The sequence below is a fragment of the Nonomuraea sp. NPDC026600 genome (genome assembly GCF_040638335.1).
GTDB lineage: Bacteria > Actinomycetota > Actinomycetes > Streptosporangiales > Streptosporangiaceae > Nonomuraea.
The window spans coordinates 87989-113394 of sequence record NZ_JBEZYD010000035.1 but is presented as its reverse complement, the minus strand read 5'-3'; the positions used below and the strand labels follow the sequence as shown (position 1 = coordinate 113394).

Genomic DNA, 25406 nt, shown 5'->3' with positions numbered 1-25406 from the left:
GTTGTATACGTGAAGGAACAGGGAACGGCTGCCCGCATCGCGGACGTCGCGCAACGGATCCTCGTCGAGCAGGGCGCCGAGGCGGTGAGCATGCGCCGGGTCGGCGATGCCGTCGGCGTCACCGCGATGGCCATCTACCGCCACTATCCGAACCGCGAGGCGCTGCTGCGGGCAGTCGCCACCACCAGCGGTCGCGAACTGGCCGCGGAATGGGCGCGACTCCCGCGGTCCGGCACGCTGGAGGAGCGGATCGACGTCCTGCTCGACGGCTTCCTCGACTTCGCGCTCGGCCGGCCGCACCTGTACACGTTCCTGATGTCGGACGCCTGGGCGCAGGCCCGGCGTTTCCCCGAGGACTTCCGCGAAGGGCAGGGGCCGCCGTTCACCGTACTCGTCGAGGTCGTCGAGGAGGGGATGCGCACCGGGCTGCTGCGCCGCGACGACCCGCTGGAGGTGGCGCTGACCGTCACGTCGAGCATGCAGGGGCTGATCCAGCAGTACCTGAGCGGGCGCGTCGCGATGGACGAGGCCGGGTTCCGCGCGCTCTGTCACCGGTGCATGCGGCGGATCATCGACGGCCTGCGCGCGTGAGCGGAATACCGCGTCCGGCGCGGGTGTCGTGATCTCCATGGAGATTCGTTACGTGGGCGGCCCGACCGCGGTTCTGGAGATCGGTGGGGTGCGGCTGCTGACCGACCCCACGTTCGACCCGCCGGGTGACTACCCGATCGGGAACCGGGCGCTGGTCAAGACGGCCGGACCGGCGTTCGGGCCCGGCGACGCCGGGACCGTGGACGCCGTGCTGCTCTCACACGACCAGCATCCCGACAATCTCGACAAGGCCGGACGCGCCTTCCTGTCCTCGGCGCCGGTGGTGCTGTCGACGGGCTCGGCGGCCGAGCGGATCGGCGAGCCGGTCCGAGCGCTGCCGAACTGGACGCACACCGATCTCGTACGCCCCGGCGGCGGTGCGCTGCGGGTGACCGGCGTGCCCGCGCAGCACGGGCCCGACGGGAGCGAGCACCTGGTGGGCGAGGTGACCGGGTTCGTGCTGAGCGGCGAGGGGCTGCCGACCGTGTACGTGAGCGGGGACAACGCCTCGCTGGACGTGGTCAGGGACATCGCGGGGCGCGTCGGAGCGGTGGACGTGGCGGTGCTGTTCGCCGGAGGGGCGCGGACGCCGCTGGTGGGTGATGCTTACCTGACGCTGACCAGCGACGACGTGGCAGAGGCGGCCGAGATCCTGGGCGCCCGTCACGTGGTGCCGCTGCACTTCGAGCACTGGGGGCATTTCACGCAGGGCCGGGACACGCTGGTGAAGTCCCTCGCCGGGCTCGGCGACCGCGTGCACCTGCTGGAGCCGGGCGAAGGGGTGACGCTCTCTTAAGGAGTACGTCAGTTCAGTGGGTGGCTGACCCAGACGTTCGGCTCGACGTAGACGGCGTGGTCGTGGGCCACGTCGCAGTGCACAGGGTTGAGCGCGCCGGGGACCTCGACCGGACCGGGCCGGTCGAACGGCAGGCCGGTCCACTCGCGCCACTCGTCGAGCGTGCCCGGGATCACCATCGAGCGCGGCGCGACCTTGACGATCTTCGCGCCCGCCCGCACGTGCACACGCAGCCAGGCGTCGTGCGGCAGGCCGTCGTCCCGGGACCTGAAGGCGTACTCCGTCATGGGCGTGTGCGGTTCGAGGTGCTTCTGGTTCGGCCGGACCGGCGCCACCAGCTCGCCGAACCCCAGCCGCGCGGCCTGGTCCCGCATCGCGGCCAGCATCAGCGGTGACAGCCCCGAGCCCAGCAGGTCGCTCCTGACGGTGATCTCCAGCGCGGAGACGGCGTCCAGGGGGCGATCCCGCTTGACGGCCAGCCATCCCTGGCGGATCACCCCGTCCCAGCCGTCGTCGGGCAGCTCGGCGCCCCTGGTCGCGAAGGGGATCATGCACGCTCTGGCCACCATCCGGCCGGGCTCGGCGTCGTCATCGGCCACCAGCACGTATTCGGCGTAGTCCGTCGCGGCGACCGGGTAGAACAGGTCGGCGATCGGGTCGTTGAACATGAAGACGCGCCACGAGTGGTCCATCTCCCATAACGTGGGCGCGAACTCGGGACGCTCGGCGAGCGTGGTGATCCGGAGTGACATGCGGGTTATTGTCACATTTCCCGCGATCGGCTCTCATCACATTTCTGACGGTCGCTGGATGGGCTGGTGCTCGGTCTTGAAGATCAAGGTCGTGTGCAGGTGCACGATCTCCGTACGGATCAGGAACTTCTCCAGCGCCAGCCGGTGCAGGTGGTCGGCGTCGGCCACGGCCACGTGCACCAGGTAGTCCTCGGTGCCCGCGACGTGGAACAGCGTGATCGTCTCCGGCAGCCCCAGCACGAACGTGCGCAACGGGTCCACGATCCGGCTGGTGTGCGGCCGTATGCGCAGGGCGAGCAGCGCCTGGAGCGGGCGGCCGAGCCGGGCCGTGTCCACCGAGGCGCGGAACCCGGTGATCACCCCGCGACGGCGCAGCGACCGCACGCGTTCCAGCGCCGTGGAGGGCGCGACGCCGAGCCGCTCGGCCAGATCCTTGTTCGGCAGCCGGGCGTCCTTCTGCAACTCGGCCAGGATCGCCAGGTCGATCGAATCCAGTTCGGCGTTATGCACTATTACCGGCCTCCAATTCGGTAAGGCTAGTCGGGCGCCATCGCATTAACCAATATTTGCGGCATGTGGAACATCGAGGAGTTCGCCGAGGCCGCCGGGATCACGGTGGGCGAGCTGGCCGCCTACGTGGACCGGAGCCAGCGCGGCGACGAGCCCGTGATCAGCCGCCGCCCACCCCGTGAGCTGGCCGAACGGCTGCGGCTCGGCGAGCTGATCGCCAAGGGCGGGATGACGCCCACGACCTACCGCGACTTCCTGCGGACCTTCCTCGCGGAGGGGACCAGGCTGCACCATCCCGCCTATCTGGCCCACCAGAGCGCCTCGCCCGACTTCCCGGCCGCGCTGGCCGATTTCGTGCACGGCGCCACGAACAACCCCATGGCCATCTACGAGATGGGCGCGGCGGCGGCCACGGTGGAGTTCGAGGTGCTCAGGTGGATGCTGGCCAAGGTGGGCTTCCCGGAGGGTGGCGGTGTGCTCACCCATGGCGGCTCGCTGGCCAACCTCACGGCGCTGCTGGCGGCGCGGGCGCGGGCCGTACCCGAGGCCTGGGAGGAGGGTGTGCCCGGCGACCTGGTGATCCTCGCGCCCGAGTCGGCGCACTACTCGGTCTCGCGGGCGGCCTCGATCCTGGGACTGGGTCAGCGGGCCATGGTGCCGCTGGCGACGGACCGGCTGGGACGCATAGACGTCAGCAAATTGCCGGATGTCTCAGGACGTCGGGTGATGGCGCTGGTCGCGGCGGCCTGCGCCACGGGCACCGGCCTGTACGACGACCTGCGCGCCATCGGCGAATGGTGCCGCGAGCGGGACGTCTGGTTCCACGTGGACGGCGCCCACGGCGCCTCCGCCCTGCTCGCCGAGGAGCACGCGCACCTGCTCGACGGCATCGAGCTGGCCGACTCGGTCATCTGGGACGCGCACAAGATGCTGCGTACGTCCGCCCTGGCCGCCGCCGTGCTCGTACGCAGGGAGAACGACCTCGACGCGGCCTTCAAGCAGGAGGCCAGCTACCTGTTCTACGGCGAGCGCGGCTTCGACCTCATCGGCCGTACGGTCGAGTGCACGAAGTCCGAGCTCGGACTCAAGATCTTCCTGAACCTGGCCTGGCGCGGCGAGCGCGGCCTGGGCGAGTACGTCTCGCGCCAGTACGCCACCGCCCACCGCTTCTGGGAGCTGGCCCGGCGGCGGCCGGGGTTCGCGCTGCCGTACGAGCCGGAGAGCAACATCGTCTGCTTCCGGTACGGCGCCACGGATCAGGCGGATCTGCGCGAACGCCTCATGGCGGACGGCGCCTTCTACCTCACCTCGACGGAGCTCGACGGCGTCCGCCACCTGCGCGTCACGGTCATGGCCCCGGCCACGGACGACGCCACGCTCGAACGCCTCCTGGACGCGATCGAGGCCAGAACGCCGCCGCACACTGTCTGATGAGCCAGGTCTCACTGGACTCCTCAAGATCAAGGGTGTGCGCTAGCGTCGGCCACATGACGGAACTCGACCCCAGGCTCCGTGCCATCACGGATCTGAACGTGGCCGACGCCCGAGAGTCGGGCGGCAGGCATGAGTACGACGGCAGGATCCAGGACCTGTCGCCGGAAGGCGTACGGGCCGGGCTGGCGCGGCTCGGCGAAGGCGCCGCACCGGCCGACCCGTACGACTCGGCGCATCTCCGGATCTTCGAGGACGGCCTGCGCACCCAGTTCGGCGAGCTGGAGCTGCATCGGAGCAACCCGCTGCCCCACCTGTCGAACCTCGACCTGGCCTGCTACGACCGCGACTACGCGCCGGAGGCCGAGCGCGAGGCCGCCAAGGCCGCGCACCTGGCGCTCTGGCCGGAGGCGGTGACGCACGCGATCGCCGCGCTCGACCGGGTCAGCGCGCCTGTCGCGAGGTCGCTGGTCGCGGCCGTCCAGGGCCTGGCCGCCGATGTCACGGACGGGGCCGCGCTCGACGCGCACGGCCTGCTGGTCGCGCACGTCGAGCGGGCGGCGGCGGTCGGCGACCCCGACGCGGCGCTCGGCGGCGAGGCGCTGGCCCGGCTGATGGGCGCCACCGAGGGGCTCCCCGTCGACCTCGGCAGGCTGGCCGAGCGCGCCGACGCCGAGCGCGACCGGCTCATTGCCCTGCTCACCGAGTCCTGCGCCAAGCTGGGGCGGCGGGGCGAGCCGCCGATCGACGTCGTACGCGAGCTGGTCAAGCAGCACCCCGACGCCGACGGCGTCATCGAGGCGGCCAGGATCGGCACCGAGAAGGCCATCGCGTTCACCCGCGAGAAGGACCTGGTGCCCTACCACGACGGTGAGTGCCTGGTCGGCCTGGCGCCCCCGTCGCGCCGCTGGGGGATGGCGATGATGTCGTGGAACTCTCCCGGCGAGCCGGAGGGCCCCTCCTGGTACCACATCACCCCGCCCGACCCCTCCTGGCCCGCGCGGGACATCGAGGAGTGGCTGGAGGTCTTCAGCGACACCACACTGCCCGCGATCAACGTGCACGAGGTCGCCCCCGGGCACTTCTCGCACGGCCGCGCCCTGCGCCGCGCCGGGTCGGACGTCCGGCGGCTGCTGCATTCGATGGCGTTCGCCGAGGGCTGGGCGCACTACGCGGAGGAGCTCTGCGTCGAGGAGGGGTTCGAGGCCGAGGACCCGCGCGTCGAGATCGGCGTCTGGGTGGAGGCGCTGATCCGCGTCACCCGGCTGGCCTGCGCCATCGGCGTGCACACCGGCCAGATGACGGTCGAGGACGGTGCCCGGCGTTTCGCGTCCGACACGCACCTGGCCGGACCGGCCGCGCTGTCGGAGGCCAGACGGGCCACGTTCGACCCCACCTACGGCCGCTACACCTGGGGCAAGCTGCTCATCCTCGACCTGCGCGAGCAGGCGCGCAAGGAGTGGGGCACCGGATTCACGCTGCAGCGCTTCCACAAGGCCCTGTTCGACCTGGGCTCGCCGCCGTTGGGGCTGATCGGCAGCATCCTCTAGGTTCACCCCCCGATACACTTGGAGCACCGCATTCGCCTTTGGGGGGTCCTCTCGGTGTCTGAGTTCGACACAGTGCTCGTCGTCGACTTCGGCGCGCAGTACGCGCAGCTGATCGCCAGGCGGGTGCGTGAGTGCCACGTCTACTCCGAGATCGTCCCCTCGACGATGCCGGTCGAGGAGATGCTGGCCAAGAAGCCCAAGGCGATCATCCTGTCCGGCGGGCCCTCCTCGGTCTACGCCGAGGGCGCGCCCGCCGTGCCCCACGGGCTGTTCTCGACGGGCGTGCCGACGTTCGGCATCTGCTACGGCTTCCAGGCCATGGCCCAGGCGCTGGGTGGCGAGGTCGCCCAGACGGGCGTCGCCGAGTACGGCGGCACCGACCTCGACGTGCTCAGCGAGGGCGTGATCTTCGCCGGGCTGCCCACCGCGCAGAAGGTGTGGATGTCCCACGGCGACAGCGTGGCCGCCGCACCCGACGGCTTCACGGTGACCGCCTCGACCCATCAGACCCCCGTCGCCGCCTTCGAGGACGCCGGGCGCGGTCTTTACGGCGTGCAGTTCCACCCCGAGGTGCTCCACTCCGAGCACGGCCAGGCGGTGCTCAAGCACTTCCTCGACGCAGCGGGCTGCCGCCCCACCTGGACCATGCTCAACATCGTCGAAGACGCCGTCGAGGCGGTCCGCCAGCAGGTCGGCGACGGCCGCGCGATCTGCGCGCTGTCCGGCGGCGTCGACTCGGCGGTGGCCGCCGCGATGGTCCAGCGGGCCATCGGCGACCGGCTGACCTGCGTGTTCGTCGACCACGGCCTGCTGCGCAAGGGCGAGGCCGAGCAGGTCGAACGCGACTTCGTGCGCGCCACGGGCGTCAAGCTCCGCGTCGTCGACGCCGCCGACCGCTTCCTCAAGGCGCTCGACGGCGTCAGCGACCCGGAGGACAAGCGCAAGATCATCGGCCGCGAGTTCATCCGGGTCTTCGAGGACGAGCAGCGCGCGATCATGGCCGACGGTCCGGTCGACTTCCTGGTCCAGGGCACGCTCTACCCCGACGTGGTCGAGTCCGGCGGCGGCACGGGCACCGCCAACATCAAGTCGCACCACAATGTCGGCGGCCTGCCCGAGGATCTGCAGTTCAAGCTCGTGGAGCCGTTGCGGACGCTGTTCAAGGACGAGGTGCGCCGGGCGGGCGAGGAGCTGGGGCTGCCGGCGGCGATGGTGTGGCGTCAGCCGTTCCCGGGTCCTGGGCTGGGGATCCGCATTGTCGGCGAGGTCACGCGTGAGCGGCTGGACCTGCTGCGGGAGGCGGACGCGATCGCGCGCGAGGAGCTGTCTCGGGCTGGGCTCGATCGGGAGATCTGGCAGTGCCCGGTGGTGCTGCTGGCCGATGTGCGGTCGGTGGGGGTGCAGGGCGACGGGCGGACTTATGGGCATCCGGTGGTTTTGCGGCCGGTGACGTCTGAGGACGCGATGACGGCTGACTGGGCGCGGGTGCCTTATGACGTGCTGTCACGGATCTCGACCCGGATCACGAACGAGGTGCGTGACGTGAACCGGGTGGTGGTGGACATCACGAGCAAGCCCCCGGGCACCATCGAGTGGGAGTAACCGGGGCCTGGGTTGGCGAGCTTGCGGTGAAGCCATCGCTTGTAACTACAAGCAATTTTTAGTTTGGCGTCTTGGCGCTGCGCAAAACTAAGAATTTCTGTTAGGACCTAGACTGGCGCTGTGGAGTCACGTGAAGACACGCCTCGTGTGCGGCTCTGGCGACGGGCAGCGCACCAGCGTGGCTACTTCACTGCGGGCCAGGCCCTTGAGGACGGTTACTCCCACCAGTCGCAGCACTATCAGGTCCGCCAAGGTCACTGGACGCGCATCGATCGCGGCGTCTATCGCTTCCGGGAGTTCGTCGATCTCCCTCAAGGCGAACATGATCACCTCGTCCGGTGGGCGCTGTGGAGCCGGGGACAAGCGGTCGTGTCCCACACCACCGCGCTCGCTGTTCATGATCTGGGCGTCGCCAATCCTGCCCGGATCCATCTGACGGTCCCGCCCGATTTCCGTCGGCGAAATTCCTCGGTGGTCCTCCACCGAGGGGAGCTGACGAGTGATGAGGCGGAAGAGCATGAAGGATTTCGGGTGACCAGACCCGTACGCGCCATCGCGGAGTCCGCTGCGGACGGCGTGGGTCAGGATGTGATCGACTCTGCGGTCGCCGAGCTGCTCGATCGTGGTGCCGCTACCGTCGGTACAACTTCTGAGGGCCGCACAGCAAGTCGGCTCGAGGGCCGAACTCGCGGTGGAGCGAGCCATTCGCGCGGAGCTCACATGAGCCGATATGCGACCGAGTGCCACCGTACGCCGGGAAACTCCGCGTGCAATGCGGTGATGTCCGTCTCATCATCGGTGAGGTCATACGCGCCATACCCCTTTGCCCCGCCAGGGCCGGACAGCGTCGCGCAGGAGAATGGGCGGCCTCGTGATCCGAACACCGGACAGGCCCTCTAGGCTGTCGCTACCCGACTACGGGCAGTCGGAGCACGAAGCGGGCGCCGCCGATGGGTGAGTCCTCGACGCGGAGGGTCCCATGGTGGGCCAAGGCGATGTCGCGGGCGATCGCCAGGCCGAGACCGCTGCCGCCACGGTCGCGGCTGCGCGCGGCGTCCAGTCGAACGAACCGTTCGAAGATCCGTTCACGGTCGGTCTCCGCGATGCCCGTTCCGTCGTCGGCGACGGCCAGTTCGACGCCATCGCCATCGCTGCGTACCTGGATGTGCACCGATTGCTGGGCGTGCCTGAGAGCGTTGTCGAGCAGATTGGCCAGCAGGCGGTTGACGTGGCTGCGGACGGCACTGACCGTCACCCCGTGTTGGAGTTCCAGGCGGATCTCGACGCCGTACGACCGCCGGGAGATCTCGGCCCGGACCAGCTCGGCCAGGTCCAGCGCCTCCCGCTCAGTGGGCGCGGTCGCCTCCACCTGGGCCAGTAGCAGCAGGTCGGCAACGATCGCCTCGATCCTGTCGACGCCCCGCAGGGCGTGCTTCAGCAGGTCAGAGAGGTCGGTCTGCTGAGGATGCAGCATGGCCTCCTCCAGCTCCACCCGCAGTCCGGCGAGCGGGGTGCGCATCTCATGGGAAGCGTCCGCAGCGAACTGCCGTGTCCGCTCAAGGGCGCAGTCCGCGTATTCCTTGGCCCGTTCCGCGCTTTCCCAAGAGCCGGCGACCGTCCGCACGAAGTGGCCTGGCGTCTTGGCCGTGTTCGCCCCGGAGGCGTTCACCGGTCGGGGAAGAACCCAGCAGGTCATGTGATCGGAGTAATGGAATCCCTCGAGCGTGAGCAGCAGCCGCAGGAACGTGACTGCCTGACGTGCGTGCTCGTCCATCTCGTCGTTCCTCCTTCAGATTCTGGGGCGTGATCTCTGTCGGTTGGCTGCCGATCACCGCAATGATCTGGAGATATCGCTTCAGGGCTCTTGGGCTGATGTCAATGGCCAAGTGCGCGTGACTCTGACCCACTCTCCACGTGGACAGGCGCTGTCCGCGTCGGCACGATGCCCTACCTTCCGGGGTCGGCTGTCACTGTGAGTTGCCATCACACGTCTGCAAAGTGCCCAACCATCTTGATTCGACGAACTACCGCTAGTCGCCGGCTCGCACCTCGTGGCCGAAGTGGAAAGCGACGATGGACATTCCCCGGGCGTGGTAGAAGCGGTGCGCCCCGTGGTTGGTGATGCCGGAGTCGAGCTCGATCCGCGCGCAGCCGGCCTTGCGAGCGCGGACCTCCAGTTCGGCCAGCAACCGGCTGCCGACACCGCTGGAGCGCAGATCCGGATGCGTGATCAGGTCATCGACGAAGAGCAGCCGGCCCCGGCTGGTCGCCAGCACCCGGTGCGCGGCCACGCCGACGCACCGGCCGGCCGGGTCGTAGGCGGCGGTGAACATCAGGCCCTGACGGTGGGCCTCCTCGGCGAACTCCGCGTAGGCCTCGCGGGTGAGCGCGGGACGCAACGCGCGGATCAGAGGTGCGACGTCGGCCTCCATCGCGGGGTGCCCCGGCGCGACGTCGGCCATGAACAGTTCGGTCATGCCTTGAGCAGCGCCTCGGCCAGCTCGGTGGGGCGGGTGAAGTTGGCCTCGTGACTGCCGGGTGTCTCGATGACGGGCACCTCGCCGAGGCGCTGGGGGAACCGGGGAGTCCAGCCCCATTCGCCGGGCGGCAACGAGACGTCCTCGCGGGAGATCACGTAACTGGCGGGCACTCCGAGGGCCGCCGGATCGACCGGCGCGACGGGTTCGGTCAGGTAGCGCATCGGCTGGGGCACCAGCAGGCTGTGTACGAGCCGCTGCATGTTCTCCTCGGCGTCCTGCATGAACCCGGTGGAGAAGACATCGAAGGGGAGGGTCACGCTGTTGTTCCCCGACGCCGCGGCCAACTGGGTGAACAGCTCCACGTAGGCCGGCGGGACTTCGTCCAGCAGCGGCGCGCCCTCGGCGGGGACGAACGCGCTCCAGTAGACGAGCTTGCGCAGCCGTGAGGCCAGGCGAGGAGCCGCGCCGGTGATCGGGTAGCCGCCCCAGCTGTGCCCGACCATCGTCACGTCGTGCAGGTCGTGGCGCTCGACCAGGTCGACGATGAAGTCGGCCACGTCGGCGAGGCTGTACTGCTCGGGGTCGGCCCCGTCGGCGATGCCCGGGAGGCTGGGGGTGAGGACGCGGTGTCCGGCCGCGCGCAGGTGCTGGGCGACCGGCCGCCAGGTCCAGCCGCCGTGCCAGGCACCGACGATGAGGACGAATGTCTCCGCCATGACTTCTCCTTGGGGTGGTGCGATCCGGCTCGCCAGAGGCTGAGGTGCTGATCATCCGAGGTGGGGATGTGGGAGCCGGGTGGAGCACGCCGGTTGTGTGGAATGTGTCACACCGTAGGAGAAAAATTCTGGTTCGTGAACAGAATTCCGCACTGAAGAACAATGCTGGTCAGAGGGGCGGCAGGTTCCGGCCGGCCCGCTCGGTGGCGTCCCGCAGTTCGGCGGCCAGCGGTTCCACGCGTTCTTTGCCGAACCGCACCGTGGGTATGGAGATGGTCAGTGCGGCCACGGCGTGGCCGGTCCGGTCGGTCACGCATCGACCCATGGCCGCGACCCCGGTCTCGGTGTCCTCCAGGTTCAGGGCGTAGCCCTGCCGTTTGGTCAATTCGAGCTCCCGGCACAGGCGGGGGAAGTCCTCGTCGTTTCCGTACATCTCGGCCAGTTCGTCCCTGTCCAGTTCGGCGAGGAGGGCCTTGCCTCCGGACGTCTTGCGGGCGGGCAGTACGGTTCCCTGCCGGTCGCCCACGTGGAGCACCTGGGTCGACTCGACGGAGGCCAGGAAACGCGTCTGCGTCCCGATCCGGACGAGAAGGTTCACGGTCTCGTCCACGCGTGAGCACAGCATCTCCATGTGCGGCAGCATCGCGTGGCGCAGCACCTGGAGCGTCCGATTGGCGATGGGGGCGGCGGCCAGCCCGGGGCCGGGCAGGTAACCGCGCTGATCGTCTCGGGTGGCGAAGTCGCGATAGACGAGCATGGACAGCAGGCGGTGGGCGGAGGAACGGGCGATGCCGAGTTCGTCGGCGGCCTCGCTCACTCTCAGGCGGCCATGGTCGCGGAGCAGTTGCAGCAGCCGGAGCGCGTTGTCCACCGACTCCAGCAGGTACGCAGGTTTGTTCCTCACAACAGAATTGTATTCACATAGCAGAATTTCTTCCATACGGTTCGCATCATCTTCAGGACCGAACGGTGAGAGCACCGATGACGGCAGTGCTCACTGGCCGGGCCTCAGGCCCCGACCTAGGGAGATGGCTGTGAACAGAGAAGTGATCATCGTCGGTGGCGGGATCGGCGGGCTGTCGACGGCCTTCGCGCTGACGCGAGCCGGACACGACGTACAACTGCTGGAGCAGGCGCCGGAATTCGGCGAAGTGGGCGCCGGCCTGCAACTCGCGCCGAACGCCACGCGCATCCTCGCCGAATGGGGACTGCTGGAGGAAGTCGTCGCGGCTGGAGTGCGACCCCGCCGGCTGGTGCTTCGCGATGCCGTCACCGGCGAGGAGCTGACTCATCTGGATCTCGGCGAGGAGTTCCGGCAGCGGTACGGCGCGCCCTACGTCGTCGTGCACCGCAGCGACCTGCACCGGATCCTGCTTGAGGGTTGCCGCCGGATCGGTGTGGCGATGGAGACCGGCCGGCGAGTCACCGGTGTGGTGTCAACCGCCCACGACGCCGTCACCAGCTGCGCTGACGGTGCGGTCTACAGGAGCGCCGCGGTGCTCGGGATCGACGGTCTCAACTCCACTCTCCGCGACCAGATCGTCGGTGATCAGCCGATCCCCTCCGGGTACGTCGCCTATCGCGGCACCCTGCCGGCCGACGACCTGACCGTCGAGCTCGACCTGGACGATGTCGTCGCCTGGATCGGCCCCGGGTGCCACTTGGTCCAGTACGCACTGCGGCGCGGGGAGATGGTGAACCAGGTGGCGGTCTTCCGCAGCCCCGCCTTCCAGCGGGGCGAAGCGGCGTGGGGCGGCCCCGATGAGGTCGACGACGCGTTCTCGCACTGCTGCGAACACGTGCGCAAGTCGCTGACCTCCCTGTGGCGGGACACGCACTGGCCGATGTACGACCGGGCACCGGCGACCCGGTGGACCGACGGGCGGCTGGGCCTGCTCGGCGACGCGGCGCATCCCATGCTCCAGTACCTCGCCCAGGGCGCATGCCAGGCGATCGAGGACGCCCACACCGTCACCGCGCTGGCCGAGCAGGGTGACTGGCCCGCGGCGCTGATCGCCACGCAGGACGCCCGTGCCGTCCGCACGGGGCAGGTCCAGAGCGCCGCACGCGTATGGGGCGAGATCTGGCATGTCGACGGCATCGCCCGTCTGCTGCGCAACGAGCTGCTGACCGGCCGGGATCCCCGGGACTACCGGCACATCGACTGGCTCTACGGCTCCTGATGCCGTCCACCAGTCGCTCCCCCCAAAAAAGAAGGAAAGAATTCGATGCGCGATATCACCGCGAAACACGACGGCAAGACGTCACGCCAGGGGCGCAGGGCCTTGTTCGGGGCGTGGGCCGGGCTGTGGGTGGACATGTTCGATGTCTACCTGCCCATCATCGTCCTGGCACCGGCAGCGGCGTACTTCGAGCCAGCGGGTGCCTCGGACTCGACACGACAGATCATCACTGCCCTGATCTTCTCCGCCACGCTGCTGGGCCGCCCGCTCGGTGCCGTGATCTTCGGTCACATCAGTGACAGGACCGGGCGCCGCCGTGCGTCGTTGATCGCGTTGACCGGCTTCGGTGTCGTCACGCTCGCGATCGCATGTCTCCCCGGCCATCAGACCGTCGGCCTGGCGGGCATCCTCGCTCTGATATTCCTCCGCTTCATCGACGGGATCTTCCTTGGCGGGCAGTACACCGCTGCGACACCACTGGCGTTGGAGCAAAGCCCCGGCTCGAAGCGCGGCCTGTTCGGCGCGATGATCATGACTGGCTTTCCGCTGGCCTATTGCACGATCGCGTTGTTCACATTCGGTCTGCTGAAGATCGTGCCGGCGAACGGCTTGGACTCGCCGTACGTGCTGTGGGGATGGCGGATCCCTTTCATCGTCGGCGGGCTGCTCGCTCTTGGCCTCGTCGTCTGGATGTCGCGCAACGTCCATGAGTCGGACGTCTGGCGGGAAGCTCCGAAGTCGTCCACCCCGCCGGTGCTGGAGTTGTTCCGCAAAGGGAACCTACGCGGATTCCTTCAGGTGTTCACCCTCATGAGCGGACTCTGGCTCGCCTTCAACATGATCGGTGCCGTGCTGCCGGGTGAGTTGAAGAGGTCAGCCGGACTGAGTGACGTGCGGGTGACGATGCTGCTGGTCGTGGCCTATGCGCTGCTCGCCGTCGCCTACATCGGCGCCGGATTGTTGAGCCAGCGCATCGGTCGCCGCCCCTTCTTCATCATCACGGGACTGCTGACCGCGACAGCCGCGCCGGCGCTGTACACGCTCATCGTCTCGAGAACCGCGAGCAGCTACGCCATGATCACGCTGGTCACCGTGGCGCTCGTCATCGTCGTCGTTTCCACCTTTGGAGTGGTCACGACCTACATCATCGAGCGCTTCCACGTCAGCGTCCGGTCCAGCGGCTACGGGCTGGGCTACACGGCGGCTGTGATCGTCCCCGCATTTTACGTCTTCTACCAGACCGCGCTGGCAGATCTCATGCCGATGAAGTACACCCCGGTGGTCCTCCTCATGGTCGGCGGAATACTCATCGTTTGCGGTGCCGCACTCGGCCCGGAGACCCGCGGCGCAGACCTCACATCTACCGGAGGTTCGGTGAATCGGCCCGCAACGACCGCTGAATGACGGCACAAACGAGAATTGGCCCAGGGACCGTTCCCGAAAAACAACTGACCTTGTACTGACGAAACCTGAGCCCGAAGGAGCACCCGTGGGCATCATCACCGAAGACATGCGAGAGATCATCGAAAGCTCGAAACTCTCGTTCGTCGCGACCGTCTGCGCGGACGGATCGCCAAACCTGTCCCCGAAAGGCTCGGTCCGGGTCTACGACGACGAGCACCTCATCTTCATGGACATCGCCTCACCCACCACCATCGAGAACCTCCGCCGGGATCCGCGGATCGAGATCAATTCGATCGACTTCATCCGACGCCGCGGCTACCGGTTCAAGGGCACCGCGACGTTGGTCTCCCCAGGGCACCCGGCATACGAGTGGCTGCGCGCCTGGCTGCTCGATCTGCACGGTCCCGCCTACCCCGCCCATGAGGCCGTTCTCATCCTCGTGGAGCGGGCCCTGCCCGTGCTGTCGCCGGCCTACACCTTCGGGGACGCCGACGAAGCCGGCCTCGCCAAGACCTGGGCGGCCACCTACGGGGTCTCGGCCGAGCCCTCGGACCGCGGGTGACCCAGCGTCACCAGGTGGTGATCTCAGATGCGGGCGGCCCCCGTCGCCCGTCTCGGACAAAGGAGTTGGGATGGATAGCACACCAGCGGTCATGACGGCCGCCTACATCACCGGCCACGGCCCCGCGGACGGCATCCGAGTCGGTGACCTGCCGGTTCCGGTGCCCGGCCCGACGGACGTGCTCGTGCGCACCGAAGCGCTGGCAGCGAATCACGTCGACACGTTCGTCCGCTCCGGCGCCTATCGCACCCACACCCCCTTCCCGTTCATCATCGGCCGTGACCTGGTCGGGACCGTGGCCGCCGTCGGTGCCGGAGTATCGGGATTCCAGCCCGGAGATCCCGTGTGGTGCAACAGCCTTGGCCACGGCGGCCGTCAGGGTTCGTTCGCCCAGTATGCGATCGTTCCCGTCGAGCGCCTGTACCGGCTGCCGAAGGGTGTCGCTCCGGACACGGCCGTGAGCGTCCTGCACACCGCGGCGACGGCCCATATCGGGCTGTTTCGCGAAGGGCGGATCCGCGTCGGCGACACCGTCTTCGTCAACGGCGCGGCAGGCGGGGTCGGCAGCGCCGTCATCCAGCTCGCCGTGGCCGCGGGCGCGAGAGTCGTCGCCACCGCGTCCGAACGCGACACCGATTGGTGCCTCGCTCTCGGCGCGCACACTGTCGTCGACTACCGTGACCCGCACGTGACGAAGCGCATCCAGGACGCCACCCCGGATGGCGTGGACATCTTCTGGGACAACTCAGGTGAGAACCACATCGAGGCCACGCTGCCTCTGCTGGCCCAAGGGGGGCGCATCATCGTCATGGCCGGGCTCCGCTCGCGACCGATCCTGCCGGCGGGCGAGCTCTACCTCCGGGACATCAGCATTCGAGGATTCGTCATCAGCAACGCGTCGATCAGCGACCTGCAGTCCGCCGCGACGACGATCAACGGTCTGCTGGCGCGGGACGGGCTCCGGACCCGCATCGGTGCGACGCTGTCTCTGTCCGAGGCCGCCGAGGCGCACCGCCTCCAAGAGAGCCGCGGGCCCGACCGTGTCAGGGGACGCATCGTCGTCCTGCCATGATGCCCTCCCGCGTCGGTGATTCCCGATGGCCCGGTGGGCCAGGTCGATCGGTACCCCACGCACTTCGTCTGCGGCCGCGACGACGCACTCACCCGTGTCAAGCGCGTCGCCCGCTATGCCTCGTTCGAGGGCGATGCCAGACATCCAAGGCCCCGCCAACGTCAACAGGCACTTACTGCAGTGTTGAGATCAGCGGGGCGCTTGGACAATGACCGGGTTCAGGCCCAGGTGGGCTTCTGTGCCAGGGCCCACTCCCAGTCGACGGTCTTCGCCCAGTCTCGATAGGAGTGCCACCGTACGCCAGGAAACTCCGCGTGCAATGTGGTGATGTCCGTGTGCACCGGATTGTCCTCGAAGCTCTGGAACATGTCGGCGATCTCGTCACCCGCCCACTGGCGTACCAACGGGATGGGGATGTTCTCGTACGGCAGGGGGTGCCGCTCCTTACAAGTGCGGCCGTACGTCCATCAACGAGAACACCTGCCTGCTCACCCGTTCCCGGTACTCGGCTGACAGCGGGTCCACCCCATAGATCGCCTCGATCACCTGTGGCAGCGCCACCGGCGCGAAGGCCAGGAGGAAGGAGAGCAACGCCAAGAACTCTGGCTCGAGCTCGTCGCCGACCTCCCCCGCCGCCTGGCGGGCCCGCATCTGCTCGACGGCCGACGCCGAGACCTTGTGCCATTCCTCCGCCAGGGCCTGCGCGTCGCCGGGATAGTCGCCGAGCGCCTGCCAGACGACCAGACGAGCTCTGCGCGGATCTTGCAGTGTGGCGTTCAGCGCCGCGCGGAAGCTCTCCTGGAACGGCTCGGTCGCAGCGGTCGGTACGGGTTTATCGTGCCGCTCCCGCCAGCTCCGGCGGAGCTCCTCCAGGAGACCTTCCTTGCCGCCGAAGTAGTACGAGATCAGCTGCACGTTGACCCCGGCGCGCTTGGCGATGGCGGCGGTGCGAGCGCCGGAGTAGCCCTTGGAGGAGAATTCGTCGAGGGCCGCATCGAGGATGCGCTCCTTGGTGTGCGCCGCATTGCGCTTGCTGCCAACCTCACCTGCCGCCATGCGGACAAACTATCAATCATCCGATTGATTAACAACTCTGGGCTGGTTCAGATAGGTGAGGACGCGGCGGTTGTTGTTGCCGTCATCGGTGATGCCGAGCTTGCCGAACAGGGAGGTGGTGTACTTGCTGATGGCGCTCTCACTGAGGAAGAGCGACGCGTCTCGCCCAGCTCCCCGTGCCGACCGCCTGACCAGTAGGTGATGACGTGATGAACGAGCGTGTCGATTCCGTGGAGATCATCAGCCCGAACAACGTGCTGGCGGACACGATGCGAGTCCGCGAGATGAACCTTTACCGCCGCTACTTCGACCTGGTCGCCACCGGCCGCAAAACAATCGAGGTCCGCGTCCAGTACCCCAACCTCCGCACCCTGACGGCTGGCGACCACATCCGCTTTGTCTGCGGCCGCGACGACGCCCTCACCCGCGTCAAACGCGTCGCCCGCTACGCCTCGTTCGAGGAGATGCTCGACACCGAAGGCCCCGCCAAGGTCAACCCCGACAGCCCCCGCGACCAGCAACTCACCAACATCCGCCGCATCTATGGCCCTGAGAAAGAAGCTCTCGGGGTCCTGGCCATCGAGATCGAACTCCTCGACCCACCCGCGAACCCCTGACACCTGAGACCTGCAGCCATCTACATCCACATGGCCGACTTGGATCATTCGGTTGACACACGCATAGTCGGTTGTCGGGAGTGTCCAGAGCTCGGCCAAGGAGGCAACCTGCGGTGATCGAGCAGGAGATCGTAGAGGATCTTGACGCTGCGCTCAGCGAGTTCGCTGAGGCTCTGCAGGAGGCGCGAGCTAAGACCGTGCCGCGCTACTTGGCGAAGGGGGACACGTTCGGTTGCGAGAAGCCCTCCGTCAGGGATTGTTCAGGTAGGTGAGGACGGCGAGGACGCGGCGGTTGTTGTTGTCGTCATCGGTGATGCCGAGCTTGCCGAACAGGGAGGTGGTGTACTTGCTGATGGCGCTCTCACTGAGGAAGAGCCGCTGGCCGATGGCCTGGTTGGACAATCCTTCGGCCATGAGGCCGAGCACGGCGTGTTCGCGTTCGGTGAGCTGTCCGAGTCGTCGGTTCGAGGAGCCGCTGGACAGCAGTTTGGCGATGACGGCCGGGTCCATGGCGGTCCCGCCACCGGCGACGCGTTCCAGCGCATCGATGAACTGGTCGGCGTCGAACACGCTGTCCTTGAGGAAATAGCCGATGCCGCCGGAGCCGTCGGCCAGGAGTTCGCGGGCGTACAGCTGCTCGACGTGCTGAGAGAGGATCAAGATCGGCAGCCCGGGAACCTCGTTGCGGGCAGCGAGAGCAGCCCGCAGGCCCTCGTCCGACTGGGTCGGCGGCATGCGAACGTCGACGATGGACACGTCCGGCCGCCATGTCAGCAGCGCGTCGAGCGTCTCGGGCCCGGTGGTCGCGGTCGCCACCACCTGGTGTCCGTACGCCTGGAGGAGGCGGACCATCCCGTCGCGCAGGAGGTAGAGGTCTTCGGCTACAACGATGCGCATGGCAGCATCATCCTCGCGTGGGTCGGGCCGCCTGCCGGGCTGGTGATCTCCAAGGTGCCGTCGAAGACCGCGAGGCGGCGGTGTAGCCCGGCGAGCCCACCGCCGGCTCGCACGTCGGCCCCGCCCCGGCCGTTGTCTTCGACCTGAACGACGATGCCGGTGTCGTCCCGGGCGATGGTGATGCGTGCCCGGGTCGCGTGGGCGTGCTTGACCGCGTTGGTCAGCAGTTCGGCGACTCCGAAGTACAGGGCGGACTCGATCGGCGGGTCCATACGTAGCTGAACGTCGGCGCTGACCGCCGTTTCGAGCGGGCTGTCCAGGGCGAGAGCGCGGACGGCATCGATGAGCCCTCGCTCGTTCAGCACCGGCGGGTTGATTCCCTTGACCAGTTCGCGGAGCTCGGTCAGTGACGTGGTGGCGCCGGCCCGCGCTTCCCGCATCAGCGCCTTGGCCTGGTCGGGGTCGGTTTCCATCAGCTTCTCCGCGGTCGCCAGAGAGAGCCCGAGCGCGACCAGGCGGGCCTGCGCTCCGTCGTGCAGGTCCCGCTCGATCCGGCGGATCTCGGCGGCCTGCGCGATCGTGGTGTCCGCGCGCTGGGCCGTCAGCTCATCCACCCGGTCGGCCAGCGTCATCGCGGGCGACGGGCGCAGGAAGCGGACGGCTACCGGCTCGACGGCCCGCCAGGCGTACGGGGCGCCGGCGACGGCCACGACCGCGCCGAGCACGCCGGCAACGCGCATGGCGGGCGACGGCTGGAAGAGCCCGAAGATCGCTGCCGCGGCTCCGGCCGGCGGGACGGCGGCGACCACGCCCGCGGTGACCGGTGCGATCGCGGTGAATCGCAGGTCACGCCGGAGGGCGGGATCGCGCCACCGGGTTCGCCATCGCTGATCGAGGCGGGCGTCGCGGCTGGTGCGCTCGTAGGAGTAGCCGTTCCACCAGTACCCGGTTGACATCTGTGTCACCGGCCCGGCCTGCCGATATACGGCGGGAATGACGGTGCCTGTCCACTTCGCGACGAGGGAGCGGACCATCCGGCACACCGGGCGGGACAGGGCCAGCGTGCCGATACACGCCCACACGAACGGCGCTGTCCACGACCACGGGCCTCCGCCCCACCAGATCCACAGCGCCACGGCAGCGGCCCACACCGCCGGGACCAGCATGCTGACGACCATCACGACGCACGCGCGCACGAACCCCACGCAGGCACTCGCCACCCATGACACCAGCTGTCGCATGACTCTTCCTTCTCACTTCGGTGTTTTCACTGTGCACCGCACAGAGCCGTGTCCCCGCCAGATCGGCTGCGAAGTGGGTCTAGCCCCACCCACCCGTACGTCCAGGCGCATACCGCGCCACCCATGCGCTCCCTAACGTCGACACCACCCCAGAGGAAGAAGCCGACATGGAAACCCACCCAGCGGAGCCGCCGGGGTCGGCCTGGCGGTCGTACGTGATCCACGCGTTCGTGGTGACGGCGGCAGGTTATGCCCTCAGTGTGCTGGACCTATCGACGTCGGCGAAGTTCGCGATGGCGGCTGTCGTGGTGCTCCCGGCCTGTTTCGCGCTCGCCAGCCCGATCCGCCGGCTTCCCGGCGTCCGCCGCGTGCTCTGAAATCCCCTTGGAAGGAAGAACCATGAAAACCCCCAATCGCACCACGGCCGAGGCCGGCCACATCAACCACCCGCACACCCAACGAGCCTTCGGCAAGGTGAAGAAATTCGTCGCGGCCTACGGCGCGCTCAGCGTCGCGGTCCTCATCGTGGTCGTCATCCTCTCGGTCACGGGCCGCGAGGTGACTTCGTTCATGTGGGGGCGAACCGGTGGGATGTTCGCGAGTGCCGTGGTGACCTACTGGCTGACCGTTCTCGCCTCGCGGGGAGCGCGATGGGCCTACGTACGCGTGCGCATCATCTCCGTCATCGTGCCGATCGCGATCATCGCCATCGACGGCATCCCCGGTGCCCTCCCGCCGTGGTTCGTGGCGATGCAGATCGCAGGTGCCCTCACGCTCGTACCGGCCGCGTTCATCGTCAATCGATCTGAACTGCGCGCCGCCTTCCCCAAGGCGCGCTGACCACCTCAGGAGCCAGCCTTCAGCGGCCGGGCAAGCAGTTCACCCGTAATAGCGGTACAGGGCGAGCCAGAGAACCGCCACGTGGTCTTCGGAGGCGAAGGCGATCACCTCGTCGCGGGACAGGTAGTCCTCAGACCAACGATCCCAACCGGCATGCGCACCGGCAAAATAGCGACTTCGTTCCGGCGGGAACGCGGTGAGGAGCCGGTCGGCCAGCTCTGCTCGGCCGGCTTGTGTCTCGGCAAGCTGGATTCGCTCCTGCTCGGTCTGCGGGAACTCGCTGTAGTCGCCGTCGTTCATCGTCCAGCGCATCCGACCGATCAGCCAGGCCTGCAGGAGGTCAGGGGTACCGGTCACTTCCTGCCAAGGTTCTCGACGATGCGGGGCATCGTCGTCTGGACCATCGTCCCCGAACCCAGCGTTGGGCAAGGCAAGATTCCCGTTGGAAATGAGGGTTATCCGCTCGCCGGTGGACCCCAAGGCCCGCACACCCGAACCGTAGGGTCCGGGCCCGGCCGGCAGGGGCCCGGCTTCTTCGTCGTCGTCTTCCCAATGTTCGCGCTCTTCCAGCGGTGTGAACGCCTCGGGCAGCCGCTTTTCAAGAAGGGTGTCGAGCAGCCGGAAAATCTCGTCCGGTGCCGTAATAAGGCCGCCATGGAGGGATCGGTAGGTCACTGACGCTGTGCTGTCCGCCACGGCCTCCAGAGCCTCCGCCCGCAGGTCGTCCACGCCGCAAACCCTGACGATGCGCCTCTCCTGATACAGGTGCGCAACCTTGAAGCCGGCCAGATCCACCGCCAACGATCCCATCACTCTCGCTTACTTATTTAAAGGTGCTAGGGGGCGCGAAATACCGCCGGGCATGGATCCTAGTACTTCGGGACTGTACGGTTTACACCACCACACACACCTGGACACATCCACAAATTTTGGAGGCTGCCGTACTAGGTCGGCCTACTTATCGATCGGCGTGAGGATCAAGCGGGCGTTGTCCCTCGATGGACGGGTCATCGCGTATCGGGCCGCCTGACCGCTATGGCCGTCCGGGCGGCGAAAGGCGGCAAACCGCTGCGCCAACATAGCCAGGATGAGAAGCCCGGTCATGGTGGCCATGTCCTCACCGATACATTTCCGCTTTCCCTCGCCGAACGGCAGATAAGCGGCCCGTTGCTCGTGGTCGAGCCTGTCGGCGAATCGGCCGGAGTCGAAGCCCGCCGGGCCCGGCCATCGGGCTGGATCGCGGTGCGTCGCATAGGGGGCGATGATGATCTGGTCGCCCACGGCGAGCCGGTGCCTACCAAGTTGAGTCTCTGCCTTGACGTTGCGGAAGAACATGGGGAACGCGGGATGCAGGCGCAGCGACTCCTGCAGCAGAGCCTGCACGGTGACGAGCCGCGGAAGGTCCTCCAGCGTAGGGGTGCGGTCCGCGCAGACATTGGCCACCTCGGTCCGTAGCCGGTCCAACTGATCCCCTCGCTCGGCCATAAGGACGCACGCCCACGACAGCACCGTTGCCGTGGAGTCGAATCCCGCCATCAACAGCGTGAAGACCTGGTCTCGTACCTGCCGGTCGCTTAGACGGTGACCGGTCTGCGGATCGGTGGCGGTCATCAGCTGCCCAAGCAGGTCCCCGGCCTCGGTGCCCTGATCCCGGCGCGAGGAGATGATTGACCTAACTCTGCCATCCAGCGCCGCGATGGCCTTTCGATAGCCGCTCGCCCCGGGTGCCCAGCGCGGGAGGAAGATTCGCCCCGCCATGCCGTCGAAGACCGGCAGGGCGAGCTGCGTGAGCTCGGCCGTATCGACTGCGTTCCCCAGCGCATGCCGCATCAACACCTCGACACTCAGCAGCTTCAGCTCGCTGAAGAGCTCTATCGGACCGCGCAGATCCCATGCGTCCATTCGGCGTCGCCAAGCATCAGCCGTCAACTCCATTACGGTGCGCAGTTCGGCTCGGCGAAAGGCGGGATTCATGATCTGGCGCAGCAGGCGCCAGGTCGCCTCATCGTTCACCGTGAACAGGCCATCCTCGCCCAGGGCATCGGCGATGATCCGATAGATGGGCCCGCCCTTGTCGAACTGTGTCGCGTCGGTGACCAGGATTCGATGCAGGCACTCGGGATCGCTCACTACCCAAAACTTCCGGCGCCCCGGGATCGGCAGCCGGGCAACTCCTTCGTGTGTGAGCGCCAGCCGGGTACACAGCACGACCGGGTCTCGGCGTAGCAGCGCCGCGACCACCTCGGGCAGGGACGGCTTCGTGGGCATACGCTGCCTCCTGGTACTCCAGGGGAGGGCCCCAGAGACACTTTGTGATCTTGCTGTTGAGGCCACATGAGTACGGCCACCCCGTGATCATCAGTTAGTTCGAGCGCCTGCTCGTACTCGAGACCGGCAAACCGCTGGGCTTCTTGACTTGCACCGTCGTTGGCTGAGAGCTGCGGCTTCATCATCTCAGAGCGGGGCGGTGGTGAAGGACGACGACGGGGATGGGGGCTGGAGGCGACACAACCCGGTGGCTGCGGTCACACCGGTTCGCCGTGAGCGCAGTCCTCATCACGATCATCTCCGTCGGCGCCGTCGGGGCAGTCGCGATCAGTCGGCTGCCCGGGGTACAGCAGTCGGTGACGCCTTCGCCGAGCGCGACGGACCCGCGCTGTGCTCAGACCGGGCATCGCAGAGGATCGCCGCCTGAACAAGATATGGAAGGACGGCGTCTACCTCGAGACGGCCAGGCTCGCAGTTCGGCAGGCCGGGCAGGTCACCTTGAGCATCTGATACTCGCTCACCTGGAGTTTCACCGGCGGGGTGTCGAACACCTACACCCTCGCTGTGACCTGTCCCCGCACGCCGGCCAGCGCCCACCCAGTCGCAATCAGCGCATGCCCAGCGGGGCCACGAGGGTGGCCTCATCCGGTACGGCTCGCCATGCCAGAGCGTGACCTTCATACCTGGCTTGCCCGCTCTGTGGCCGGGGCGAGGGCTTCCTGGTGGCGCGCCTACCCCAAAACGAGCCTGAACAGATGGCGTCGGCGATAGTGGCGACGCGTTTGGCGCCCCAGCAGAGATAGTTAGCGGTAGTTCGTTGAATCAAGGCGATGTGGAAGCGTATGTGCGGGGGCTTCCAGGTGAAGCAACCAGGCAATGACGAAGCCCGAGGCGGCGGAGTTAGCCAACGTCCACCTCGCCCCATCCAGCCCGCTCAAGCGGCGCATGGAAGCGGAGGCGTGCAGCCTCCTCGCGCAGCACGGACGGCCCGCGATCCTGTGTGGAGACTTGAACGCCTTCTCCATAACCGACACGCCCCCACTTCCCGGCAGTACGCCGCCGTTGAAGGAGCGGAAGAAGCAGGACAAGCGCCCGGCGATCGAGTTGGAGGAGGCGGGCCTGCGGGACATGGGTGCCTTCCTCGGGAACACGGAGCCGACTGTGGGGCATCGCAGCGGGTTGGCGTACCGCTGTGATCGTTTTCACACCAACCTGCCCGATGACGCGCTCAAGGGCCTCCACATTGTTCGGGAAGATCAGCCGAACTCAAATCATCGGCCAGTAGTGGCTGAGCTGGAGATTTGTGACTCCCCGGGCTGACTACCCTCCTCGACGCGACGCACGGACACCGACAGCTCGACCTCGATGATCTCCCACGGCGCCCCCAGCTCCACCAACTCCGGCAGTACGGGCCGCCGCTGCATGTCGAGCGACGGCATGAAGAACGTCGGTTCGGCGAAGTAGCGGTACGCCGCCGTGGGCAGCGTCACCGGCACGCACCCTTCCTCGACCACCTTGCCGAGCAGATGCTCCCGCATGCGCCGCTCGATCTCCTCACGGAAGCGGGTGTCCTCCCACATCTGGCGGTGAAGGTTCGGCTCCGTGTGGGTGATGACGATGTCGTGGGCGGCGAGTACCGCCGCGACCATCTCGCTGACCAGGGGCGGGTTCACCATCACGTCGAGCCGCTGGTAAAGGACCTTGGTGGCGGCTCGATAGGCGACGTCGCTCATGCGGGGGCGGACGACCGCGAGCGGGCCGTGCAGGTTCGTCCGGCCGGGGCCGAACATCGGTTCCAGCGCGGCCGCCGGCAACGCGGCCGCGCGACGGGCCCGCTCCGGGTCATACCGCGCCGTAGTGGCCGGAGAAGCATGCCCCAGCAGGGCTTGCGCGGTGGCCAGGTCTACCCCGGCGCCGAGCAACGCGCCGGTGAACGTGCGCCGGAGTCGTGCGCGTCGGGCGCCTTGGCGAGCCCGGCCTGCTCGGCGCGATTGGCGATCACGTCCCCGACCGTCTGGCCGCTCATGTGCGCTGCGGTGCCCGCCCGGATCGCTGCCGCGCACGGTCAGCCATGCCTCGATCCTGGCGATCGCGCTGGACTTGAGGTAGACGAGCCGTTCCTTGTTCCGCTTGTCGTGCCGGACGTGCAGGGACCGGTCGGCCGGGTCGTAGTCGGCGAGCGACGCCCCGCCCAGCTCGGAGCGGCGAGCGCCGGTCGAGTACAGGGCTGCCAGCAGGGCCTCGTCCCGCAGCGCCGTGCGACGTAGCCGCTCACGGCGCGCCTCGCCCTCGACCTCATCCGGGTCGGGGTCAAGGTCGGCGTCACAGGCGGCGAACAGCGCGCCGACGCGCTCGACGGGCAGGTGCTTCCCCTTGGGGAGGCGCGTCCCCCCTGCTCGACCGGGCCGCCCTTGACGACCTGTACGACGTCCGCCTGCTCCTCGAACCGTCCGCCGCCGCGCGTGCCGCACAGTACGCCACAGCCGCCGAGGTGACCGCCATGCGAGCGTTGCTGGAGCAGATGATGCCACCGCTGCTCGGCGACACCTACGAGGCGTATCGCGGCTTCGCGGAACTGGACGCCCTGTTTCACAACGCGATCGCCGAGGCCAGCCGCAGCCCGCTCATCGCCGACACACTGCGCAGGTTCCGCGCGCACACCCATGGCTACCGCCTCTATTTCCGCCACGGGATCGCCAGTCACGCCGCCGACGAGCACCGCGCGGTGCTCGACGCCATCTGCCGCAACGATCCCGAGGCGGCGGCGAGCGCCATGACCGCCCACCTCGAGGCGTCGCGGTCACACCTGACGAGCGCCTACAAAGCTTGACCCCGCGT

28 protein-coding genes are annotated in these 25406 nt (G+C 67.9%); 14 read left to right on the top strand and 14 right to left on the bottom strand.

Annotation, left to right across the window (positions count from 1 at the left end; all coding sequences use genetic code 11):
- The first annotated feature begins 9 nt into the window (after window positions 1-9).
- Both AB0F17_RS50145 and AB0F17_RS50140 read left to right on the top strand, forming a co-directional pair.
- Window positions 10-591, top strand: coding sequence for a TetR/AcrR family transcriptional regulator (locus AB0F17_RS50145; protein ID WP_358039009.1), 582 nt, complete (start codon window positions 10-12; stop codon window positions 589-591).
- A gap of 37 nt (window positions 592-628) precedes the next feature.
- Window positions 629-1387, top strand: coding sequence for an MBL fold metallo-hydrolase (locus AB0F17_RS50140; RefSeq protein ID WP_358039007.1), 759 nt, complete (start codon window positions 629-631; stop codon window positions 1385-1387).
- An 8-nt stretch (window positions 1388-1395) separates the two neighbouring features.
- Here the strand turns inward: AB0F17_RS50140 and AB0F17_RS50135 are convergent, their stop codons facing one another.
- On the bottom strand, window positions 1396-2139 hold the full coding sequence (locus AB0F17_RS50135) for an N-acetyltransferase (RefSeq protein WP_358039004.1): 744 nt from the start codon (window positions 2137-2139) through the stop codon (window positions 1396-1398).
- A 36-nt stretch (window positions 2140-2175) separates the two neighbouring features.
- Window positions 2176-2649: an Lrp/AsnC family transcriptional regulator gene (locus AB0F17_RS50130; protein ID WP_358039001.1), complete on the bottom strand. Its 474-nt coding sequence runs from the start codon at window positions 2647-2649 to the stop codon at window positions 2176-2178.
- Between the two features lie 63 nt (window positions 2650-2712).
- Here AB0F17_RS50130 and AB0F17_RS50125 point away from each other — a divergent pair, with 63 nt between their 5' ends.
- From AB0F17_RS50125 to guaA, 3 genes are read left to right on the top strand one after another with little or no spacing between them, the layout of a single operon-like run.
- Complete coding sequence (locus AB0F17_RS50125; protein WP_358038998.1) at window positions 2713-4080, top strand: pyridoxal-dependent decarboxylase; 1368 nt, start codon at window positions 2713-2715, stop codon at window positions 4078-4080.
- A gap of 56 nt (window positions 4081-4136) precedes the next feature.
- A complete protein-coding gene (locus tag AB0F17_RS50120; RefSeq protein WP_358038996.1) occupies window positions 4137-5630 on the top strand; it encodes a DUF885 family protein in 1494 nt (497 codons plus the stop codon).
- Between the two features lie 54 nt (window positions 5631-5684).
- Complete coding sequence (gene guaA, locus AB0F17_RS50115; protein WP_358038993.1) at window positions 5685-7232, top strand: glutamine-hydrolyzing GMP synthase; 1548 nt, start codon at window positions 5685-5687, stop codon at window positions 7230-7232.
- Window positions 7233-7358: 126 nt separating this feature from the next.
- On the opposite strand, the gene AB0F17_RS50110 is transcribed toward guaA, so the two are convergent.
- From AB0F17_RS50110 to AB0F17_RS50090, 5 genes are all read right to left on the bottom strand, one after another.
- Window positions 7359-7937 carry a hypothetical protein gene (locus AB0F17_RS50110; protein ID WP_358038990.1) on the bottom strand — a complete coding sequence of 193 codons (579 nt, stop codon included), beginning with the start codon at window positions 7935-7937 and terminating at the stop codon, window positions 7359-7361.
- Window positions 7938-8139: 202 nt separating this feature from the next.
- Window positions 8140-9006 (bottom strand): HAMP domain-containing sensor histidine kinase, encoded by an 867-nt coding sequence (locus AB0F17_RS50105; RefSeq protein ID WP_358038988.1) that lies wholly within the window; start codon window positions 9004-9006, stop codon window positions 8140-8142.
- Between the two features lie 256 nt (window positions 9007-9262).
- Complete coding sequence (locus tag AB0F17_RS50100) at window positions 9263-9709, bottom strand: GNAT family N-acetyltransferase (protein WP_358038985.1); 447 nt, start codon at window positions 9707-9709, stop codon at window positions 9263-9265.
- Window positions 9706-10428, bottom strand: a complete 723-nt coding sequence (locus AB0F17_RS50095) for an alpha/beta fold hydrolase (RefSeq protein ID WP_358038983.1) — start codon at window positions 10426-10428, stop codon at window positions 9706-9708. Before AB0F17_RS50095 ends, AB0F17_RS50100 begins: the two co-directional genes overlap by 4 nt.
- Window positions 10429-10597: 169 nt before the next feature.
- Complete coding sequence (locus tag AB0F17_RS50090; RefSeq protein ID WP_358038980.1) at window positions 10598-11332, bottom strand: IclR family transcriptional regulator; 735 nt, start codon at window positions 11330-11332, stop codon at window positions 10598-10600.
- A 130-nt stretch (window positions 11333-11462) separates the two neighbouring features.
- Between AB0F17_RS50090 and AB0F17_RS50085 the strand changes: the two genes are divergently transcribed.
- From AB0F17_RS50085 to AB0F17_RS50070, 4 genes are all read left to right on the top strand, one after another.
- Window positions 11463-12611 carry an FAD-dependent oxidoreductase gene (locus tag AB0F17_RS50085; RefSeq protein WP_358038979.1) on the top strand — a complete coding sequence of 383 codons (1149 nt, stop codon included), beginning with the start codon at window positions 11463-11465 and terminating at the stop codon, window positions 12609-12611.
- A gap of 45 nt (window positions 12612-12656) precedes the next feature.
- Complete coding sequence (locus tag AB0F17_RS50080; protein WP_358038976.1) at window positions 12657-14015, top strand: MFS transporter; 1359 nt, start codon at window positions 12657-12659, stop codon at window positions 14013-14015.
- Between the two features lie 85 nt (window positions 14016-14100).
- On the top strand, window positions 14101-14577 hold the full coding sequence (locus tag AB0F17_RS50075; RefSeq protein ID WP_358038973.1) for a pyridoxamine 5'-phosphate oxidase family protein: 477 nt from the start codon (window positions 14101-14103) through the stop codon (window positions 14575-14577).
- Between the two features lie 70 nt (window positions 14578-14647).
- Window positions 14648-15649: an NADPH:quinone reductase gene (locus AB0F17_RS50070; protein ID WP_358038970.1), complete on the top strand. Its 1002-nt coding sequence runs from the start codon at window positions 14648-14650 to the stop codon at window positions 15647-15649.
- A 218-nt stretch (window positions 15650-15867) separates the two neighbouring features.
- Here AB0F17_RS50070 and AB0F17_RS50065 read toward each other — a convergent pair whose 3' ends face one another.
- Together AB0F17_RS50065 and AB0F17_RS50060 are read right to left on the bottom strand one after the other, a co-directional pair.
- Complete coding sequence (locus AB0F17_RS50065; protein WP_358038967.1) at window positions 15868-16053, bottom strand: hypothetical protein; 186 nt, start codon at window positions 16051-16053, stop codon at window positions 15868-15870.
- Between the two features lie 40 nt (window positions 16054-16093).
- Window positions 16094-16705 carry a TetR family transcriptional regulator gene (locus AB0F17_RS50060; RefSeq protein ID WP_358038964.1) on the bottom strand — a complete coding sequence of 204 codons (612 nt, stop codon included), beginning with the start codon at window positions 16703-16705 and terminating at the stop codon, window positions 16094-16096.
- Window positions 16706-16914: 209 nt separating this feature from the next.
- On the opposite strand from AB0F17_RS50060, the gene AB0F17_RS50055 reads away from it, so the two are divergent.
- The gene (locus AB0F17_RS50055) at window positions 16915-17322 is read left to right on the top strand and encodes an ASCH domain-containing protein (protein ID WP_358038961.1); all 408 of its coding nucleotides are present in this window, start codon (window positions 16915-16917) and stop codon (window positions 17320-17322) included.
- Window positions 17323-17571: 249 nt separating this feature from the next.
- On the opposite strand, the gene AB0F17_RS50050 is transcribed toward AB0F17_RS50055, so the two are convergent.
- Together AB0F17_RS50050 and AB0F17_RS50045 are read right to left on the bottom strand one after the other, a co-directional pair.
- Complete coding sequence (locus AB0F17_RS50050) at window positions 17572-18219, bottom strand: response regulator transcription factor (RefSeq protein WP_358038958.1); 648 nt, start codon at window positions 18217-18219, stop codon at window positions 17572-17574.
- The gene (locus AB0F17_RS50045; RefSeq protein WP_358038955.1) at window positions 18204-19460 is read right to left on the bottom strand and encodes a histidine kinase; all 1257 of its coding nucleotides are present in this window, start codon (window positions 19458-19460) and stop codon (window positions 18204-18206) included. Before AB0F17_RS50045 ends, AB0F17_RS50050 begins: the two co-directional genes overlap by 16 nt.
- A 167-nt stretch (window positions 19461-19627) precedes the next feature.
- Between AB0F17_RS50045 and AB0F17_RS50040 the strand changes: the two genes are divergently transcribed.
- Complete coding sequence (locus tag AB0F17_RS50040) at window positions 19628-19837, top strand: hypothetical protein (protein WP_358038952.1); 210 nt, start codon at window positions 19628-19630, stop codon at window positions 19835-19837.
- Between the two features lie 22 nt (window positions 19838-19859).
- Window positions 19860-20300: a hypothetical protein gene (locus AB0F17_RS50035; protein ID WP_358038950.1), complete on the top strand. Its 441-nt coding sequence runs from the start codon at window positions 19860-19862 to the stop codon at window positions 20298-20300.
- Between the two features lie 39 nt (window positions 20301-20339).
- On the opposite strand, the gene AB0F17_RS50030 is transcribed toward AB0F17_RS50035, so the two are convergent.
- Together AB0F17_RS50030 and AB0F17_RS50025 are read right to left on the bottom strand one after the other, a co-directional pair.
- Window positions 20340-21101 (bottom strand): hypothetical protein, encoded by a 762-nt coding sequence (locus AB0F17_RS50030; protein ID WP_358038947.1) that lies wholly within the window; start codon window positions 21099-21101, stop codon window positions 20340-20342.
- A gap of 153 nt (window positions 21102-21254) precedes the next feature.
- A complete protein-coding gene (locus AB0F17_RS50025) occupies window positions 21255-22568 on the bottom strand; it encodes a cytochrome P450 (protein WP_358038944.1) in 1314 nt (437 codons plus the stop codon).
- 876 nt (window positions 22569-23444) lie between these two features.
- On the opposite strand from AB0F17_RS50025, the gene AB0F17_RS50020 reads away from it, so the two are divergent.
- Window positions 23445-23888, top strand: a complete 444-nt coding sequence (locus AB0F17_RS50020) for a hypothetical protein (RefSeq protein ID WP_358038941.1) — start codon at window positions 23445-23447, stop codon at window positions 23886-23888.
- Here AB0F17_RS50020 and AB0F17_RS50015 read toward each other — a convergent pair.
- Window positions 23840-25039, bottom strand: coding sequence for a tyrosine-type recombinase/integrase (locus tag AB0F17_RS50015; protein ID WP_358038938.1), 1200 nt, complete (start codon window positions 25037-25039; stop codon window positions 23840-23842). The two genes, AB0F17_RS50020 and AB0F17_RS50015, sit on opposite strands and share 49 nt — an antisense overlap.
- Here AB0F17_RS50015 and AB0F17_RS50010 point away from each other — a divergent pair.
- Window positions 24961-25398, top strand: coding sequence for an FCD domain-containing protein (locus tag AB0F17_RS50010; protein WP_358039130.1), 438 nt, complete (start codon window positions 24961-24963; stop codon window positions 25396-25398). The genes AB0F17_RS50015 and AB0F17_RS50010 overlap by 79 nt on opposite strands.
- Window positions 25399-25406 lie beyond the last annotated feature (8 nt).